Source organism: Methyloceanibacter sp. (genome assembly GCF_049590335.1).
Classification (GTDB): domain Bacteria; phylum Pseudomonadota; class Alphaproteobacteria; order Rhizobiales; family Methyloligellaceae; genus Methyloceanibacter.
This window is the reverse complement of sequence record NZ_JBAWCQ010000052.1, coordinates 1-16,871: the sequence shown is the minus strand read 5'-3', so window position 1 is coordinate 16,871 and position 16,871 is coordinate 1. Positions and strand designations below refer to the sequence as shown.

Genomic DNA, 16,871 nt, shown 5'->3' with positions numbered 1-16,871 from the left:
ACTGAAAGAAGCGGCCGCCGAAGGCCGCAACATCATGCCGCCGTCGATCGCCGCCGCCAAAGCCGGAGGCACCACCGGCGAGTGGGGCGCGGTGCTGCGCGAGGTGTTCGGGGAGTACCGGGCGCCGACTGGCATCGGGGCGGCGCACGAGGTCGACGAGACGCGCATGACGGAGATTCGCGATCTCGTCCAGGAAGTCTCCGGCAAATTAGGCCGCACACTGACCTTTGTCGTTGGCAAGCCCGGCCTTGACGGCCACTCGAACGGCGCCGAGCAGATCGCCGTGCGCGCCGACGATGCGGGCATGAAGGTGGTCTATGGCGGCATTCGCCTGACCCCGGCCGAGATAGTGTCGCAAGCTAAGGACTCCAAGGCCCATGTGGTCGGGCTCTCCATCTTGTCGGGATCCCACGTCTCGCTCGTGCGCGACGTGGTGCAAAAGCTCCGCGAGGCTGGAATGAGCGACGTCCCCGTCGTGGTCGGCGGCATCATTCCGCAAGAGGACGTCAATATTCTCAAGCAATGCGGCGCGTCCGCGGTCTATACACCGAAGGACTTCCAGTTGAACGAGATCATGACGGGCATCGTCGATCTCGTGGATCGGAACGTCGACGCGCTCGCCAAGGCCGGCTAGCCAGAACGGCTAAATTGGGTGTACGCGCACTAACTTAGAAGACTGGGGTCCATCCGTCGTCGTCGTCGGCGTGCGCTGCCTGCGCAGATACGAGCGGAACGAGCGCGGCATAGAGTTCGCGCCCTTGTATAGGCTTGTCCAGCGAGGCATTTACGCCCGCTTCGACATAGGCCTGTTCCTCTTCATTGTCCGACAGCGTGGCGAGCGCAACGATCGGGACGTGTGCCGACCGGGCCTCCGTCGCGCGGATCCGCTGCGCCAACTGAAGCCCGCGATAATCGGGAAGAACCGTGTCCATGAGCACGAGATCGTAGGGGCGCTGGTCCAGACACATCAGAGCGGCCGCACCCGTCTCAGCGACGTCGAAAGTCAGCCCGAACTCGTCGAGATAGGCGCCGATCAAGAGCCTGTTGACCGAGTTGTCCTCGATCAAAAGCACATGGCCCGCAAGCGCATCGGCACGTGCAGCTTTCGGGGCACTCTCTGGCACAGGGGCCGGGGCGGTCTTCATCACACTCGCCGGAGCGAGCGCCGGATGGCTTTGAGGCGCAGGTGCATCCAGCATTTCCGCCGTGGCCCATTCCGTCTCAAGGCTGACGGGATCAACCTCTTCCGGTGCGATCCCATCCGCCAAATTAAGCTCAAATGCATCGCTAGCGGCCGGCTGAGCGGAGACTAGGTCCTCAGGCACATGGTGCGCGACCTGGGCAGCCGGCATCCCGGCCTCTGTCTCCTTCTCCTCAACCAGAGCCTTGAACGTGAACCAATAGAGCGCGCCCTGCCCCAGCGCACTGTCGCAAGCCGCCCCGCCGCCCATGGCCTCTGCAAGCCGCTGCGCGATCGGCAGGCCAAGGCCGCCGTCGGACCTCATGTTTTCAGTGGAGGGTTGAAACAAAGCCGCCAGTTGCTCCGGGGTAAAGCCGGCGCTGGTATCGGTGATGTCGAAACGAACGGTCACGGGCGAAACGGCATCGTTCACGCTGACATAGAGGCGGATCGACCCTTCGGCCGTTGCCTGAATGGAGGTCTCCATCAATGCCATGAGCACCTGGCGGACGCGCATGGCGTCCCCGACGATATAGCGGGGGCAATTGGCGGCCATGTCCACGCTGCTGCTCAAGCCTTTGGCCGCTGCACAGGCCTGCAACGCGGAAGCCGTCTCGCGGACAAGGGCATGAAAGTCGAACGACTCCACTGAGAACTCAGCATCGCCGGACTGAAGCGTGCTGAAGTCGAGAACCTCTGTCAGCGCGTTCAAGATTCGGTGCATCGAGTGGGACAGGCTCTCCGCGTCGCGCCGCTGAGCCAGGTTGAGCGGGCCGTCGAGGATCCGGTCGGTCAGTGCCGAGACCGATTCCATCGGCGGCCGCAATTTTTTGCTGACGATGTCGATGAGCCCTAGCGTGCCGACGCTCGCCGCCTCCGCGGCGAGGCGCGCCTGCCGCTCCATCTCGAGTTGCGCAGCCAAATCTTCGATCTGCCCAAACAGATCGCCAGCGCGAAATTCGTTGCCCTGCATCTATGCCCCACCGAATGGTCTACCGTTTGTTTCGTTGGCGAAGCATCGCGGAGATGATTTAAAACGTCGCTAAGTGGGTTGGTTGACGAATCCCTAAGTCGTCCCTTTAGACTCTGGTAACACTTCTCGTTCGTCTCACAAAAATTCCGCGCCGACCGGCGGGAACGGAAACAAAAGCACGCGCTTTGCCTAGAAACACAAGATGATCGTCTGTTCTTGCACCACCCTCACGTCAGAGGACATTCACGATGCGGTCTCGGCGTTACGCACGAAGGATCCATTTGTCGTCTTGACGCCCGGGCTCATTTACCGAACGCTCAGCAAGAGACCGAATTGCGGGGACTGCATGCCACTCGTCGTAAAACTCATTGTTGGCTATGACGAGGAGGGGCCGAGCTCGGCGGGCTCTCGACCCCATCGATCATAATTTGATGACACGCCAACTGCGGACTAGCCACGCCGAAACGTGTACCTTACAATTATTCTAAACTAACCTGTGAGATGAGGATCTGATGAAGGGCAACCCAAGGGTAATCGATTATTTGAACAAAGCGCTGACGCACGAGCTCACCGCCGTGAACCAGTACTGGCTCCACTACCGGCTGCTGGACGACTGGGGCTACCAAAAGCTCGGTAAAAAGGAGCGCGAGGAATCGATCGAGGAGATGCAGCACGCGGACAAGCTGGTCACGCGCATCATCTTCCTCGAAGGCTTTCCGAACATGCAGAAGCTCGATCCCCTCATGATCGGGCAGAACGTCAAAGAGATTCTAGAATGCGATCTCAAGGCCGAGTACAGCGCCCGCGCCCTTTACATGGAAGCCCGCGCCGCCTGCCGTGAAGCAGAAGACTATGTCACCATGATGCTGTTCGAAGACCTTCTGAAGGACGAGGAAGGGCATATCGATTATATCGAGACCCAGCTTGGCCTCCTGAACGACATCGGCGCGCAGAATTACGGCCAGCTTAATGCCGACTCCGCCGACAACGCAGACGGCGGCGAGGGCTAGGCTGCAGCATGATAGGTTCGGCACATTCATGACCACACCGGAGCTTGACGGCCCCCGCCTGGCGCCTGCCGCCGGCGGGGCGCCAAAGCAGCTTGTCGTCTTCCTCCACGGCTACGGCGCAGACGGAAACGACCTCATAGCGCTCGGAAAAGAGTGGGCGCCGCTCCTGCCCCATACGGCATTCGTGTCGCCCCATGCCCCGGAGCCCTGCGGCATGGCGCCGATGGGGCGTCAGTGGTTCGACCTGTCGATGGGAGACATGTCCATCATCGCCGAAGGCGTAAAGCGAGCATCGCCGGCCCTCGAGTCGTTTTTGGATACTGAACTGGAACGCCAGGGGCTGACGTCCGAATCGCTCGCGCTGGTCGGATTCAGCCAGGGCACGATGATGGCTCTCTCCGTGGGGCTGACACGACCGACCGCACCCGCGGCGATTGTCGGCTATTCGGGCGCGCTGGCGACGGTGGAGGCTCTGCCGCTGCCCGGTCAGGGACCTGCGATCCTCCTCGTTCACGGCGACATCGACGAAGTGATTCCCGTTGATGCGATGATCATGGCGCGCGAGGTGCTAGGCCAAGCGGGACTGAGCGTGCAGTGGCATGTCAGCCGAGGCATTGGTCACGGCATTGACGGCGATGGCCTGCGCCTTGGCGGCGACTTCTTGAAACAAGCGTTTGCGGGAACCATCACTGCGGATTGACCATGTCATAAGCACATCATCTAGGGTTCTTCACATTCATGACACGTGCTTATAGTATCTCCTGCGACAACTGAGGTAGGACCCGAGTGCGACGGGCAACGACGAGGAATTGAGGGCCTTGAACGTCGCATCTGAATCGGCCGCACCGGGGACATACCCCGCCCTGGTGCTGAATGCTGACTATCGGCCGCTCTCCTACTATCCACTCTCGCTTTGGAACTGGCAGGACACGGTGAAGGCCGTGTTTCTGGACCGCGTGAACATCGTCTCCGAGTACGACCACGCAGTCCATTCACCTTCGTTCGAGATGAAGCTGCCAAGCGTCGTCTCGCTTAAGAGCTACGTGCGTCCAGCACTCTATCCGGCCTTCACCCGGTTCAACGTGTTCCTGCGCGACCGGTTCACCTGCCAGTATTGCGGCACCGGCCAGGACCTGACTTTCGACCATCTGATTCCCCGCAACAGAGGTGGACTGACAAGATGGGACAACGTGGTCGCGGCCTGCGCGCCCTGCAACCTTGCCAAGGGCGGCGACATGCCGAGCCGCGCAAAGATGTGGCCGGCGCAGACGCCCTACCGGCCGACCGTGTTTGAGCTGCACCGCAATGGCCGGCTGTTTCCGCCTAACTACCTGCATCAAAGCTGGCTCGATTATCTCTACTGGGATACCGAGCTGGAGCCGTAGGCGTCTGCTCTAGTAGCGCGTGGTCAGGTTATTCAGCCAATCGGGGGACGCGTTCACAAGCAAGATCTCGAGCGACTTGTCGGCGCCGGTCGCCACCAAAAGCCCGACGCCGACGAGCACGATGCCCAACAGCATCTTGCCGCCTCTGCCCGCCTCGACCAACCGCCCGCGCCACCGCAGCATCGCTTCGCGCGAGGCAAAGCCCAGCGCCATGAGCGGCAGCGCCGCACCGACGCCAAAGGCCAACATGGTCACAGCGACCTGCCCGAGATCTTCACCCTTGGCCGCGAGCACGGAAGCGGCGCCAAGTGTGGGGCCAACGCAAGGCGCCCAGACGGCACCAAGCAGCGCGCCGACACCGAACTGCCCCCAAAGGCTGTGGCCGCTAAATCCGCCGAAGTGGTCGTCGACCCAATTGCCGACCGGGCCGGCCGCCACAGCGATCTGCGCTTGCAGACGCGGGACAAGTAGCACCGTCCCAACCGCAATCAAGAGCACAGCCGCCACTGCACGGAAGACGTCCGTGTCGAGGCCGATCGCAAAGCCGATCGTGGCCACGAACAGACCGATCAGTGTGAAGGACAGGGCGACACCGCAGGCGAGCGCTGCCGGCCCCAGCCGATGCTCGCTCTGCGCCGTGCCGAATACGATGGGCAGGAGCGGCAGGACGCAAGGGGAGAGCACCGACAAGACGCCGGCGATGAGCGCGAGTCCGAGCGTTGCAAGCATGGTGCGGCTCTAACCGAAGTATTAGAGCGTCAAGTCGAGCAACCCCTCGATGGCCACCGCGTTCGTGGACCCGACCGAGCGGACAAGCTCCTGATCGCCCTTGAACACGATGAGGGTGCTCTGAGAGCGTACACCGAGCTCCTTCAAGACCTCTTTGTCCTTGTCAAAGTCGGCTCTTAGCACCAAGAGGTTTTTGTATTTCGGCTGCGCCGTGAGCGCCGCGAGGATCGGCTTCTGGGTCCGGCACGTCGAGCACCATGCGGCATAGACATCCACGAGGATGGGCTTGCCGGCGGTTTGAGCCTCGGCCAGCGCTTCGGGGCTGTAGGGCTGGGTTTCCGCCGCCGATGCAGGTACGGACGCCACGAGCAAGACGGCCACGAGGCCAGCAAAAAATGCGCGAATCTGGGTCATCACAACCTCCAACAGGGTTTCTCTCCCCATGTTGGTACCAGCCCGCGCGACAAACCCGCCAATCAAGGTGCTTGAACTTGTCGTGAGTGGCACTTCTTATCTTAAGCGGTGCTTCGGGAAAACGCGGGTCAGCCGCGCCGCGAGAGGCCGAAGAGCGCAAGGCCGCCAAGAATGGCCGAAACCACCGCATTCCAGCCCGCGAAGGACAGGCTCAAGAAGCGCCAGGCGGCCTCGTCGCAGCGGATCACGGGCGTATCCACAATGCCCTCCTTGCCCCATTCCAAGTTGAAGCCGCCGGCGCAGGTCTCCGGACCTGGCCAGAACTTCCACTCCGCGCCAGCGTGATAAATGCCGAGCGCAGTGTTGAGGACAAAGCCGATCGCGATCAGCAGCAGCACCAAACGTGCAAAGCCAAAGCTCTCGGCGCGTGCCGCGAAGAACGCGATCATTGCCGCAGGTACCCCAAAATAATAGGCGTAGCGCTCCTGGAGGCAGAGCGGGCATGGCGCATAGCCGCCGAACTGTTCGAAGGCATGCGCTGTCAGAATGATCAGCAGCGAACCGCCGAAGAGAATGGCGCTCACCGCCATCAGCTGACCCGCCAGCGTGTCGCGCGTGTCATCCATGGTCACATCACATACTTGATGAGCACGAAGCCGCCGATCAGCAGCACCACGAACAGCACAGACAGCGGGCCAAAATATTTGTCGATGAAGGACTTGATCGGAGGACCGAACCAATAGAGCAGCCCGGCCAGCACGAAGAAGCGAATGCCGCGTGCCGCGATGCTCGCGAGCATGAACACGAAGAAGTTCAGCTGTGTCACACCGCTGGCGATGGTGATGACCTTGTACGGGAATGGCGTCACGCCCGCAATGAACACAATCCACGCGCCGTAATCGTTATAGCGCGCGGCGAAGTCCTCGAATTTCTCGCCATAGCCATAGAAGTTCAGGATCGGCTGGCCGATCGTGTCGAATAGGAAATAGCCGATGATGTAACCGAAGATGCCACCCAGCACCGAGGCAATGGTGGCGATTGCCGCGTACAGCCACGCCTTGCGCCGGTCCGCCAACACCATGGGGATCAGCATCACATCCGGGGGAATGGGAAAGACCGAGCTTTCGATGAACGACACCCCCGCAAGCGCCCAGGGCGCGTTGCGGTGCGTGGCAAGGTCCATCATTTTGTCGTAGGCGCGCCGTAACATGGCGCATCCTTTAGCGGGGTACGCACCGCCTGTCTATCGCCACGCCACCAGCCCGGATCTGGCGATGCCGGCAGAGAGCCGCCCCGAAGTGTTGACCAGACGCGGCACTTCCCCCATGTTCGCGCGCCTTGGCCCCAGTGGCGGAATGGTAGACGCGACAGACTCAAAATCTGTTGTCCGCAAGGGCGTGCTGGTTCGAGTCCGGCCTGGGGCACCAAAACCAATCGGCTTTCCCAAAATCACTTTTTCAAAAGGTAGTTATGTGGCCGTTTCGGCCGCACCGGACCCTTTTTGTCCAATACCAACTCTACATAGCGTTCTATTTCGGCAGTAAATTCAGAAAGATGGAGTGAGCTATGGTCGTCTAAGTGGTCGGCAGGCTTTTCGATCCGCGTCTCCAACACTCCATCATTACTGACACAGCCGCGGAAAACCGGCGTCACATCTGCCTTTTCGATGCATGTTTTCTGGGCGCCGTCGAAAGCGCCTTTGGAGAGTGCAAGAATCAAAATGATGCTCAAGGCTATATAGAGCGCATTGAACCCCCACGTTACCGTCGCCAATGAAACGACGCTTTGATAAAATCGCAATCTTCAATTCTGCAGCCGTCAATTTGAACTTTCAAAAGATCGAGCTCAGGCTCCACGAGTTTTGAGCTCAGCCGGGCCAGAGGCATACGATGTTTCTCGTTGTCTGGGCCATCCCGCCAGTATAGGGGATCCACCCTATCGAGCCTAACGGGCTCTCAGGCTAGCCTTTCCTCACCGGCCAATACCGGGCCGGAACAGTTTCCTCCTTGCCAACGGGAATCAATCGAGAGGCGACGACCATGACCACCCTAATTTCAAAATCCCTTCGGCTGCTTGGGGCGCTCGTCCTCGGCACTGCGTTTCACACCCTTGCTGCCCCCTTTACCTCCACCAATGCGGAGGCCGCTTGTGTCTACGGCGTGGCAAGCAACGATGTACTGAACATCCGCAACGGCGCCGGCGGCAGCTACAATATTGTCGGCTTCGTCCGGCCAGGAGAGTGCGGTGTCGTAACCGGACGGCGCCAAGGCAATTGGGTCTGGGTCGACTATGGACGGGGTGGCTATGTGCATTCGCGATACCTGCGCGACGAAGGCGGAGACGGCGACGAGAGCGGCCATGGTGGCGGCCAACGCGGCAACGGCGGCGATGCCGCCTTCCGCTGCGTGATCGGCGTCGCCTCGAATGACGTGCTGAACGTCCGCTCCGGCCCCAGCGCATCGAACCGTATTGTCGGCCGACTGACGAACCACACATGCTTCGTTGAAGTCATCGCCAAGCGAGGGCGCTGGTTCAAAATCACTAAAGACGGCACCACCGGCTGGGTGAACAGCCGCTACCTGAACTAATCGGCTCTCGGAATCTCAGGACGCTTAAGGGGCCGAGCCTTGTCTTGGCTCCTTAGGCGTCCTTGCACGACTTCACGACGTGCCGGGGCTTACTCGCCCCGACCGAACCAGGGCGTGCCATGGCGCAAATGGGCCTCGAAGGCCTTGCGACGCACGAAGGGCGCGCGACGTGGCCGCCGGGGAATAGGGAAACCATTCTTGCCATCCTCGTTCGCAGCCAAAGACGTTTCAGCCCCAATTATCGGGGCAGGTCATGGGGCCGGTGACAAGGTGTAGAGAGCGCCGCGGGCGCGTTCTTCAATCTTCGGCAATACCCCCTTATGTAGAGATTTGGTTTGAGCTGACGGAATCTGGTTTTTAGGGCATGAAAGGCGTCCCCCCGGCGGCGACTTTCCGCTAGGTACGGGGTTGCTTTGCTCCTTTTCTGCACACGGCATAAATTTCGCATCGGGATATCAGGACGACACCGGTGAAATTAGACCGCGAGACCGAAGCGCTACTCTTTTGGGTATCGTCATCGACGACGAAACCGCTGTGGCAGATGGACCACAAGAGCGCGCGGGACGTGTATCGCCGTTCGATCTCGAAGACCGACGTGGCGCCGATCCTTATTGGCGCCGTGCGCGACTTCGTGATTTCGGGACCAGCCGGGTCCGTTCCCCTCCGCGAATATCTGGCGCCTAAGCCGAGTGGTGCTGCGATTCTATTCTTCCACGGCGGTGGCGGCGTCCTCGGCGATATCGGCACTCACGACACCCTCTGCCGGGCCCTGTGTGTCGATACCGGCGCGCATGTCTTCTCGGTCGACTACCGGCTTGCGCCCGAGCACCCCTTTCCGGCCGCTGTGTGCGACGGCGTCGCCGCGCTCGAATGGCTGACCGCCGCAGCGCGCGACCTTGGAATCGACCCGGCGCGGATTGCCGTCGCGGGCGACAGTGCCGGAGGCTCGCTGGCGGCCGTGGCGCTACACGAGACCAAGGGACGGCTGGTGGCCCCCGCAGCGGCTCAGCTTCTGATCTATCCGGCGCTCGACCTGCGCGCCAAGCAGCCCTCCCGCAAAGACCTCGTCGACCAGTTCCCGATTCCCGAGGACATGCTTTACTGGTTCTTCAACCACTATTTCGGGACGGCTTGGCCGATTGCGGACCCGCGCGCGATTCCGGCTCTATACGAAGACGATTCGGGTATGCCCCCCACGCTGATCGTGACGGCGGGGTTCGATCCCTTCCGCGACGAAGGCGTCGAATATGCGAAGCGGCTCGCGGCGGCCGGCGTTCCCGTCGAGTATGTGTGTTATCAAGGCACCGTGCACGGTTTCATGAACATGGGACGGATGTTGCGGGCGGCTTATCAGAGCATACGCCAGCGTATGAGCACTTGGTTGAAGGAGCAGCTCGATGCGCCTGGCCCTTAAGCGGGCGTTCGCGCGCTGCTGCCGGACTCTAGGTTTTCATGCTCGCAAATCCGGATTCTTAGCGCCCGAGCTTCCGCCAGTCTGTCTCGTGTAACGGAACGCCGTAGTGGGCCGCGGCCTTCTTGATATTGGCAAAAGCCAGATCCCGATCCGCGTCGCCGACCCCTTCGAGCTGATCGAAGCGTGCGAGCGCGTTCTTCACATGCGCCGCATCGGTCAGCGGTTCTTTCCGCTGCTTCGGAAAGACATAAACGCTTTCGGGAAGCTCCGCACGGTCATGGATCTTGCCGTGCTCGGCATTGGGCCTCCACGTTGTCTCCATGGGCTTAATCCTTATCGGCCGTGCCTGCCGGCGCCGCACCGTAGTGGACTGCCAACCAAATGGTGGGCGGCCCGCTCTGTGTCCAGGTCACCCGGTGGCGGCAATGCGCAGGTAGTACCAGCCAGTCCCCGGGCGCGAGTTTCCGGTCAACGTCTTCGCCGTCGATGCGCAGCCGCGCAGCGCCGGTGACAAGCAGCACGAACTCGTCCCGCGCCTGATCGTACCACTGGCCCTCAGGCGTGATCTGACCCATCGACACGATGCGTTCGATGCGAACGCCCCGGCTGTCGACAAGTGCGTCAAAGGCTTCGTCGGCCTTTGGACCCCGCGGGAGCTCTACACCGAGGGCTCCTGACCGCACGATGCGGGCCACCTCACGGGGCAAGCGGGGTCACCTGATAGAAACTCTCGAGCCACTTGCCGTCCTTCTTCGTCATGATGGACGTAATGTAGACCTTGTAATCGATCGGCTCGCCGTCAAATGAGCCCTCGAACTTTGCCGTCAGCGTGCGCATGGCACTGTCCGGCCCCAGCATGACGACCGTCGGTTCGCTGGGATCCGTCTGCTTGATCTCGAGACCCGGCAACGTTTCGAGCAGAGTTCCGCGCCTTTCCGGGGAGTTGGAATAGGGCACGACGGCAATGTGATCCCGGGTTGTCAGCGTCTTTATCGTCTCGACATCCCGGGCGGCGAACGCCGCGTCGAGACGGCCGACGACATTGTCGATCGCCTCGACATCAGCAAGACTCTCATCGGCCGAGGCAGGCAGCGACAGAAAGACAAAGGTCAACAAGGCGGCAAGACATCTGATCATGCTAGGCTCCCATTCGCGTCGTCGTTGATTGGCGATCGTTATTTCATCCTGTCGAGCGCGTTAGCACAACAGAACTTCGATGCCATGGCGCCGACCAACCCATTGACGTCCATCAATCCACTGACACGGGACAGGCCGATCACAGCGGGCAAAGCTGCCCTGCTGGTCGTCGACATGCAAAATGGGACTTGCGGCCCCGAGGAGGCGGCGCGGCGCCCCGAATTTCATTCCGCGCTCACGAGCCGGGTCATCCCCAATATCGCGCAGTTGCTCCGCACTTTCCGGAGCGCCCGGCTCGAAGTGATCTACACGGTGATCGAGAACCTGACCGCGGACGGGCGCGACCGTAGCCTCGACTACAAGCTTTCGAGTATGGGTTTCCCAATGGGATCCCCGGAGGCACAGGTGACCCCAGCGCTCGCGCCACAAAAAGACGAGCTCGTGCTGCCCAAGTCCTCATCGTCCGTATTCAACTCCACGACGCTCGACTATCTCTTGCGGAACATCGGCATCCAGGACGTGTTTGTCGCCGGCTGTCTGACCGATCAATGTATCGATCATGCGGTGAAGGACGGTGCGGATCGCGGCTTCTACATGACCTGCGTCCACGACGCCTGCGCTGCCGAGACGGAGGCACGCCACCAAGCCGCCCTCGCATGCTTTAACGGCTATTGCCGGATGCTGCGCACGGCCGACGTGGTCGGCTTGATCACGGCCGGCTAAGTCCCGCTAGTTCGGCGCGTTCAAGACCTTGATGTCGTAGGGCTTCAATTCCTTGGTAGACTTGAGGAAGTCGGTGATCTGGTTGACACCTGCACCGTCGCGGACGACCACAAATTCGTCGTGCAGGTCGTGTCGGCATAGGTGTCGGCTACCACCAGATACGGCCCCTGGTTCCGGTCGACCGTACAGGCGCAGGACGCTTTCGTCGGGTCGTCCTTGTCGACGACACACGGCTCATCGAGACACCAGGCCCAGGGATGATCATTGTCGCAGGCCGCGTAGCTCTTTATGGGTAATAGCGCGAGCGGAGCTCGATGACCTTGCCGGTTTCTACCTTGTTCGTGCATGGCTTCTCACCGGCGGAGTACCCAGTCTTCACGTCACAGGCGCAATCGATCGTCTCCGTGCTGCCATCAGCTGCCGCACTGGCCGCGGTCGTGCACAGCGCTTATGTACTCTAGCAAATAACGAAGCTGTCTTTCGCGCCTTCATCGCAACCGGCGAGCACGATACAGCCCGCCGATAGAAACGAAGTGGCAATGATCGACTTCCACATGGCTTGGCACCTCCCCTGCGACACTAGTACCGTCATGCCTAACCGGCGATCGCGATTGTCAACAATGTCAACGCGCGATTATCACCGGTCCCCTCAGTAGACATCGGCGTAGCGCGCGCAGAGTTCCTCGGCCGGCAGATCGGCCACGTAAGCCGCTTCCGATCGCTTATGCCGCAGATAGGCCTCGAAGAAGACCGGACCGAACCAGGACTTCATCGCCGCACTCGCGTCCATGAGATCGAGGGCCGCGGTCAAGGAAATGGGCAAAGTCGCCTCGTTCGGCGGGAGCGCCAGCCTTTTCCGGATCCCGTCCGCACCGGCGAAGATCAACGCGCCAAGGGCCATGTAAGGACTGGCCGTAGCGTCGCACACGCGGAACTCCAAATTGAATTGCGCGTCCCGCTGCTCCTTGTCGGCCGCATCGAAGACGGGGCAAATGCGCAAGGCGGCGCCACGGTCCTGAAGCTTGAGGTCCGCCACCGTCGGAGCCCAGCGGTTCGGCGTCAGCCGCATATAGGAAACTGGCGACGGCGCGGTGACCGCGCACAGCGCCGGAAGGTGACGGAGCACGCCGGCGGCAAAATGTGCGGCGACGGCGCTCAGCTCCATCGGACCGTTTGGATCACGCGTTACGGGCGCGCCCGAGGCATCGTGCAGGCTGAAATGGATGTGTACGCCATTGCCGGAGCCGTCCGCGACCGGCATCGGCGAAAAGATGGCGCGATTCTCCAGACGAAAAGCTGCGCCACGCGCCATCTCGCGCGCAATGATCGCGGCGTCCGCGGCGGGAAGCGCAGCATGGGGTGCGACTGTCATCTCGAACTGGCGTGGACCGTACTCCGCGAGAAAGGAGTCCGGGTGAACGCCGGCGGCACGAATAGCCGCCATCAGCATTTCGCCGAAGACACCCTGCCTCCGGAAGGCACTCAGACTATAAGCATGACCCGGCACATCCTCGACGCCCGTAAAGATGAACTCCTGTTCGATTGCGGCGAGCAGCTCCAGGCCGGCCGCCTCATTCAGGGCCTCGATCGCACGGCGCAAGAAGGCACGGACGCAGCACTCCCAGGGGCTCCCATCGGTGTTGTGGATGTCGCCCAGAAAGAAGTGTTCCGGCGCCGACCCGTCACGGAAGTCCACATGCACTTCGGCCGAGGGGTCCGGCACGATCATGAGGTCTCCGGTCGTGCCGAAAGGCGTATCGAGGATCGGCCCGAAGCAGGTCTGCATGAGATTGGAGTGCGTCCAACCGATGCCGGATTTCCGCCGCGCCGGCAATTCGGTGGAGGGAAAGCCCTTGCCGCGAACAAGCCCGGCAATGTCGCAGGTCCCGACGAAGGTTAAATCCTCACGCAGCATGACACCTCCCAACGTCCCCGATACGGGGACGTCAGTCTATGTCAGCCGGCCGAAAAGTGGAGCCGCAATCGAGTGCACCGTGCTCGAACATATTTGCTAGCCGGCCCGAGTTTGTTCGCTGGCCGTTTTAACCCAGGCAGCCGACAAGGAATGCAGCTCGCGCGTCTGAGCCTGGACGGCGACGATTTGGTTGAACCAATAGTCGACCCCGAGCTGCATGGCTTCCATCGGGCTCTTGGCACCCGCCAGATCGCGCGCAAGTTCGAGGCCCGCGCTCACGTTCTCTTGGGCGATGTCCACGAGCTTGGTGTTCACCGCGACGGCGGCTGGAACGGCGGCCTGGAGCGATTGGCCCAACGAAGGCACGGCCGGCGCATGCCCCTTGCTGACAACCTTGTCCGATGTGCGCGGCTTATCTGACGTGCGCAGCTTGGTGCTGCGTGGCTTTAGCTGCACCGCCGCCTTGGCTGGTTTTCGTGCGGCATCCGTCTTGGCCTGCTCTGCGGACGCATTCGACTTGGTTGGGGCCTTTTTGGCAGCCTTGGCGACTGCTTTTGCAGCCTTTTTGACCGCGGCCTTGGTCGGTGCCGAGCCGGCGGCTTTTGTGAACGCCTCGCTCTTGGCTTTCGTGAGCTTCGGCTTAGTGGTTGCTGGCTTGGCAAGCTTTGGCTTCGCCGGCGGCCGGCCGGCCCGTCCCGCTCTCATCGTATTCTTCGACATCACTCAATCCCCATTGTCCGTCTGGAACACCCCCACTCCATCGCCGCGAGACGATTGGCGCGGGGAGGCACGTTCAGCGACACGCTGCCGCCTGCCGCATTGGCTAATCTGGTTCACTGGGTACCGGGGGCGAGGATGCGTCCGCACTGAAGTCTTGCGCCACGCGCTCCGACGTCCGGCCTTAAGGAAAGATTAGCGGCGGAGAGTAAACAAGACGTACCGGCGGCGGGTTCCCGCACGCGCAAAACCTAAGCCCTCCCCCGGCGTCGGCGGGACTTGCGCGCGAGCCAGAACGCCCGGCATTTGATAAAAAGGTTCCAGAGAAGGAAGATCAGCAAGGCGGCGAACATCATACTGAAGGCGACAATCAGCATCGCTGGCAACCCGCGAAAGACGGACTGTGGCTCATGCCCCTAGCGCCCGTTTACACCCCATCGTCCATGACAACAGCCATAGACCCTGCCTTTTACCGACTTCTCGCCGAGAGTTACAAGCGGTTGCTCGCTCACAACCCACCCTTTCTCGAAGGCTCGGAGCGTGACGGCCCGCGCTGGCTCTATGCCTCTGCGCAGTCGTGTGTCCTCGCCCATAGTACCGCAGCCGATCCACTTTTCATCTATGCCAACAAGTCCGCACAGACCCTTTTCGAATATGACTGGGACGAGATCGTCGGCATACCCTCAAGACTGTCCGCCGAAGCGCCGAACCGTACAGAGCGCCAGCGTCTCCTGGACGCCGTGAAACGATACGGTTTCGCGACTGGATATTCCGGCGTCCGCATCTCGAAATCCGGACGCCGCTTCCGCATCGAGGACGGCGTTTTGTGGCAGTTGCGCGACGCCGGCGGCATGATCCACGGCGTCGCGGCAACCTTCAGCCATTGGACGTTCTTAACGGAGGGCTGACTACCTGTAGCCGGCGGCCTTCAGGGCCGAGCGACAGGTCTTCGAAAGGCTGCCCTTATTCTGCCGCATGCAGGCTTCCAGTTTCTTGGAGCCGACCGGCTTGTCGCTGCAATGCCGCTTGTAATCCGCCTTGCAGTTGGCGCGGATAACTTTGGTATACGTCTTAGCATCGGCCACACCGGCGAAAGAGACAGCCGTAAAGCCCGCAATCAACAGCCCTAAAAGTACAGTCTTCATGTTTCAAAGTCCCTTTGTTCCCGGCAGCGCAACCTACCAAAGGCGCCGGACGGCGCAAGTCCACTTTCTCAATCGTAACTTCAATATCAAGAAAGCGGCCGGTTTGTGGGCGTGGCGCAACAGCGCACCAGGACGATGTTGCAACCAGCCATTGTGACTTCCTGGGCCCTTAGGGGCCCCGAATGATGGCCGCGCTCAAAGCGCGCTAAAAGCGCCTAGTCCTTCTTTTTCTTAACCTTGCCCGGCGTCACCGTCGCGTCGGCGATGCAGTTGGTGATGTAGGCCTCGCGCTCGCCGGCGCGAAGCTGCGGGGTCACGGCGTTCGCCTTCATCGCGCAATCATCGCGCACCGCATTCGAGACGGCAGCTTGCGACGCCGGCATAGCAGCGGTGAAAACTGTCACCGTTGCCGGTGCGGCAAGAGCAGCCGTCGTGACTCTTTTTGTCATGATACGCCGACCTAAGTTTCGATTCTGTCGGCTCGCACCATAACACCCTGAACACCCTGGTAATGCGACGATACCGTCCCTACATGACGGCTTCCACCGCCATGGTGGAGGTCCCACGCCTGTGGGCATGGAGGGGTTGAGGCGACGGAAGGGGTTTAAGAGGGTCTCCTAGAGGTTCCACGTCGCCAGATTGTCATCTCCCACCAAAATAAGTGCAACCTAAGTAAAGCGTTTCTGCGAGCGGAGTCAGTCATGAATTTTGGAGATGTAGTCGGCGAGTTGATCCGTCAGGGCGTATCGCCCCAGACACAACAGCGGGTCGAACATGCGACGGGCTCGAGCGGCCTTGGAAGCGCCGGAGGATCGGCCGATCTCGGCGCCATTCTAGGAAGCGTCTTGGGTGGCGCGTCCTCGGGGGCCGGAACCTCCAGCGGGGGCACCGCAGGTGGCCTCGGCGACGTGCTGGGCGGCCTTCTAGGCGGCCAAAGCGGCGGCGCGGGCGGACAGGCCGGCGGTCTTGGCGATATTCTCGGCAGCGTGCTGGGCGGCGGCCAATCTTCTGGCGGTCAATCGTCCGGCGGCCAGTCCGCCGGCGGTGTCAGTGACATTCTCGGCAGCCTCGGCAGCATGCTGGGCTCCCCTAGCGGGGTTGGCGGCATGAACAAGGGCCAGCTCGGCGGCCTGGGTGCGCTGGCCGGCGCGCTGCTCGGCGGCGGCGGCGGCGCAACCAGAGGCGCGATCGGCGGCAGTGCCATGGCCATTCTCGGCACCCTGGCGCTTTCGGCCCTCAAGAACTGGCAAGCCCAGTCGGGCGAAGCTGGCGAGAACGCTCTCGGCCTCACCGAGACCGAGGTGAAGCAGATTTCGGCTCCTGAGACCGCGGAGCTCTGCTTGCGCGGCATGATCGAAGCCATTAAGTCCGACGGCCAGGTTTCCCAAGCGGAGATCAAGCGCCTGACGGGTAAGCTCTCCGAAGGCGGCATCACCGACGAAGAAAAGCAATTCGTACAGGCAGCGATGTCGAAGCCACGGGATCTCGTCGGCCTGGTGAAAGCCATTCCCAATCCGGAAGTGGGCATTCAGGTCTATGCG

At 61.5% G+C, this 16,871-nt stretch carries 22 protein-coding genes and 1 tRNA gene; 10 read left to right on the top strand and 13 right to left on the bottom strand.

All coding sequences use genetic code 11. The features are described from left to right. Positions 1-634, top strand: a 634-nt coding sequence (locus tag WBQ77_RS03625; RefSeq protein WP_424058964.1) for a cobalamin-dependent protein, incomplete at its 5' end; no start/stop codon positions are given. Between the two features lie 34 nt (positions 635-668). Here the strand turns inward: WBQ77_RS03625 and WBQ77_RS03620 are convergent. Beyond that, positions 669-2,153 carry a response regulator gene (locus tag WBQ77_RS03620; protein WP_424058963.1) on the bottom strand — a complete coding sequence of 495 codons (1,485 nt, stop codon included), beginning with the start codon at positions 2,151-2,153 and terminating at the stop codon, positions 669-671. Between the two features lie 512 nt (positions 2,154-2,665). On the opposite strand from WBQ77_RS03620, the gene bfr reads away from it, so the two are divergent. The 3 genes from bfr to WBQ77_RS03605 all read left to right on the top strand — a co-directional run bounded on the left by bfr (position 2,666) and on the right by WBQ77_RS03605 (position 4,548). Further along, positions 2,666-3,163, top strand: a complete 498-nt coding sequence (bfr, locus tag WBQ77_RS03615) for a bacterioferritin (RefSeq protein ID WP_424041709.1) — start codon at positions 2,666-2,668, stop codon at positions 3,161-3,163. A 28-nt stretch (positions 3,164-3,191) separates the two neighbouring features. Then, the gene (locus WBQ77_RS03610; protein WP_424041708.1) at positions 3,192-3,863 is read left to right on the top strand and encodes an alpha/beta hydrolase; all 672 of its coding nucleotides are present in this window, start codon (positions 3,192-3,194) and stop codon (positions 3,861-3,863) included. 118 nt (positions 3,864-3,981) lie between these two features. Beyond that, positions 3,982-4,548 (top strand): HNH endonuclease, encoded by a 567-nt coding sequence (locus tag WBQ77_RS03605; RefSeq protein WP_424041706.1) that lies wholly within the window; start codon positions 3,982-3,984, stop codon positions 4,546-4,548. A 9-nt stretch (positions 4,549-4,557) separates the two neighbouring features. Here WBQ77_RS03605 and WBQ77_RS03600 read toward each other — a convergent pair whose 3' ends face one another. The 4 genes from WBQ77_RS03600 to WBQ77_RS03585 all read right to left on the bottom strand — a co-directional run bounded on the left by WBQ77_RS03600 (position 4,558) and on the right by WBQ77_RS03585 (position 6,901). Then, positions 4,558-5,277, bottom strand: coding sequence for a cytochrome c biogenesis CcdA family protein (locus WBQ77_RS03600; RefSeq protein WP_424041705.1), 720 nt, complete (start codon positions 5,275-5,277; stop codon positions 4,558-4,560). A gap of 21 nt (positions 5,278-5,298) precedes the next feature. Further along, the gene (locus WBQ77_RS03595) at positions 5,299-5,691 is read right to left on the bottom strand and encodes a thioredoxin family protein (RefSeq protein WP_424041704.1); all 393 of its coding nucleotides are present in this window, start codon (positions 5,689-5,691) and stop codon (positions 5,299-5,301) included. Positions 5,692-5,819: 128 nt separating this feature from the next. Continuing rightward, positions 5,820-6,317, bottom strand: coding sequence for a disulfide bond formation protein B (locus WBQ77_RS03590; protein ID WP_424041702.1), 498 nt, complete (start codon positions 6,315-6,317; stop codon positions 5,820-5,822). Positions 6,318-6,319: 2 nt separating this feature from the next. Continuing rightward, a complete protein-coding gene (locus WBQ77_RS03585; RefSeq protein WP_424041701.1) occupies positions 6,320-6,901 on the bottom strand; it encodes a YqaA family protein in 582 nt (193 codons plus the stop codon). Between the two features lie 131 nt (positions 6,902-7,032). Here WBQ77_RS03585 and WBQ77_RS03580 point away from each other — a divergent pair. Continuing rightward, positions 7,033-7,118 (top strand) — tRNA-Leu (locus tag WBQ77_RS03580). Positions 7,119-7,140: 22 nt separating this feature from the next. On the opposite strand, the gene WBQ77_RS03575 is transcribed toward WBQ77_RS03580, so the two are convergent. Continuing rightward, positions 7,141-7,491: a hypothetical protein gene (locus tag WBQ77_RS03575; RefSeq protein ID WP_424041699.1), complete on the bottom strand. Its 351-nt coding sequence runs from the start codon at positions 7,489-7,491 to the stop codon at positions 7,141-7,143. Between the two features lie 239 nt (positions 7,492-7,730). Here WBQ77_RS03575 and WBQ77_RS03570 point away from each other — a divergent pair, with 239 nt between their 5' ends. Further along, positions 7,731-8,279, top strand: coding sequence for an SH3 domain-containing protein (locus WBQ77_RS03570; RefSeq protein WP_424041698.1), 549 nt, complete (start codon positions 7,731-7,733; stop codon positions 8,277-8,279). A 469-nt stretch (positions 8,280-8,748) separates the two neighbouring features. After that, on the top strand, positions 8,749-9,693 hold the full coding sequence (locus WBQ77_RS03565; protein ID WP_424041696.1) for an alpha/beta hydrolase: 945 nt from the start codon (positions 8,749-8,751) through the stop codon (positions 9,691-9,693). 58 nt (positions 9,694-9,751) lie between these two features. On the opposite strand, the gene WBQ77_RS03560 is transcribed toward WBQ77_RS03565, so the two are convergent. The 3 genes from WBQ77_RS03560 to WBQ77_RS03550 are packed head-to-tail and all read right to left on the bottom strand — an operon-like array spanning position 9,752 to position 10,830. Further along, positions 9,752-10,015 carry a DUF6582 domain-containing protein gene (locus tag WBQ77_RS03560; RefSeq protein WP_424041695.1) on the bottom strand — a complete coding sequence of 88 codons (264 nt, stop codon included), beginning with the start codon at positions 10,013-10,015 and terminating at the stop codon, positions 9,752-9,754. Between the two features lie 4 nt (positions 10,016-10,019). Then, complete coding sequence (locus WBQ77_RS03555) at positions 10,020-10,376, bottom strand: cupin domain-containing protein (RefSeq protein WP_424041694.1); 357 nt, start codon at positions 10,374-10,376, stop codon at positions 10,020-10,022. 13 nt (positions 10,377-10,389) lie between these two features. Continuing rightward, positions 10,390-10,830: a nuclear transport factor 2 family protein gene (locus WBQ77_RS03550; RefSeq protein WP_424041692.1), complete on the bottom strand. Its 441-nt coding sequence runs from the start codon at positions 10,828-10,830 to the stop codon at positions 10,390-10,392. Positions 10,831-10,914: 84 nt separating this feature from the next. Between WBQ77_RS03550 and WBQ77_RS03545 the strand changes: the two genes are divergently transcribed. Next, a complete protein-coding gene (locus WBQ77_RS03545; protein WP_424058961.1) occupies positions 10,915-11,553 on the top strand; it encodes a cysteine hydrolase family protein in 639 nt (212 codons plus the stop codon). 649 nt (positions 11,554-12,202) lie between these two features. On the opposite strand, the gene WBQ77_RS03540 is transcribed toward WBQ77_RS03545, so the two are convergent. Further along, entirely contained in the window at positions 12,203-13,468 is a 1,266-nt protein-coding gene (locus WBQ77_RS03540; RefSeq protein ID WP_424041687.1) for a glutamine synthetase, read from the bottom strand. A 96-nt stretch (positions 13,469-13,564) separates the two neighbouring features. Beyond that, a complete protein-coding gene (locus WBQ77_RS03535; RefSeq protein ID WP_424041685.1) occupies positions 13,565-14,188 on the bottom strand; it encodes a phasin family protein in 624 nt (207 codons plus the stop codon). A 440-nt stretch (positions 14,189-14,628) separates the two neighbouring features. Between WBQ77_RS03535 and WBQ77_RS03530 the strand changes: the two genes are divergently transcribed. Beyond that, positions 14,629-15,093, top strand: a complete 465-nt coding sequence (locus WBQ77_RS03530) for an MEKHLA domain-containing protein (protein WP_424058959.1) — start codon at positions 14,629-14,631, stop codon at positions 15,091-15,093. On the opposite strand, the gene WBQ77_RS03525 is transcribed toward WBQ77_RS03530, so the two are convergent. Together WBQ77_RS03525 and WBQ77_RS03520 are read right to left on the bottom strand one after the other, a co-directional pair. Beyond that, positions 15,094-15,330: a cysteine rich repeat-containing protein gene (locus WBQ77_RS03525; RefSeq protein WP_424058957.1), complete on the bottom strand. Its 237-nt coding sequence runs from the start codon at positions 15,328-15,330 to the stop codon at positions 15,094-15,096. 215 nt (positions 15,331-15,545) lie between these two features. Further along, positions 15,546-15,779 carry a hypothetical protein gene (locus WBQ77_RS03520; RefSeq protein ID WP_424041681.1) on the bottom strand — a complete coding sequence of 78 codons (234 nt, stop codon included), beginning with the start codon at positions 15,777-15,779 and terminating at the stop codon, positions 15,546-15,548. A 252-nt stretch (positions 15,780-16,031) separates the two neighbouring features. Here WBQ77_RS03520 and WBQ77_RS03515 point away from each other — a divergent pair. Next, a partial coding sequence (locus WBQ77_RS03515) for a DUF533 domain-containing protein (RefSeq protein ID WP_424058955.1) occupies positions 16,032-16,871 on the top strand: 840 nt, incomplete at its 3' end.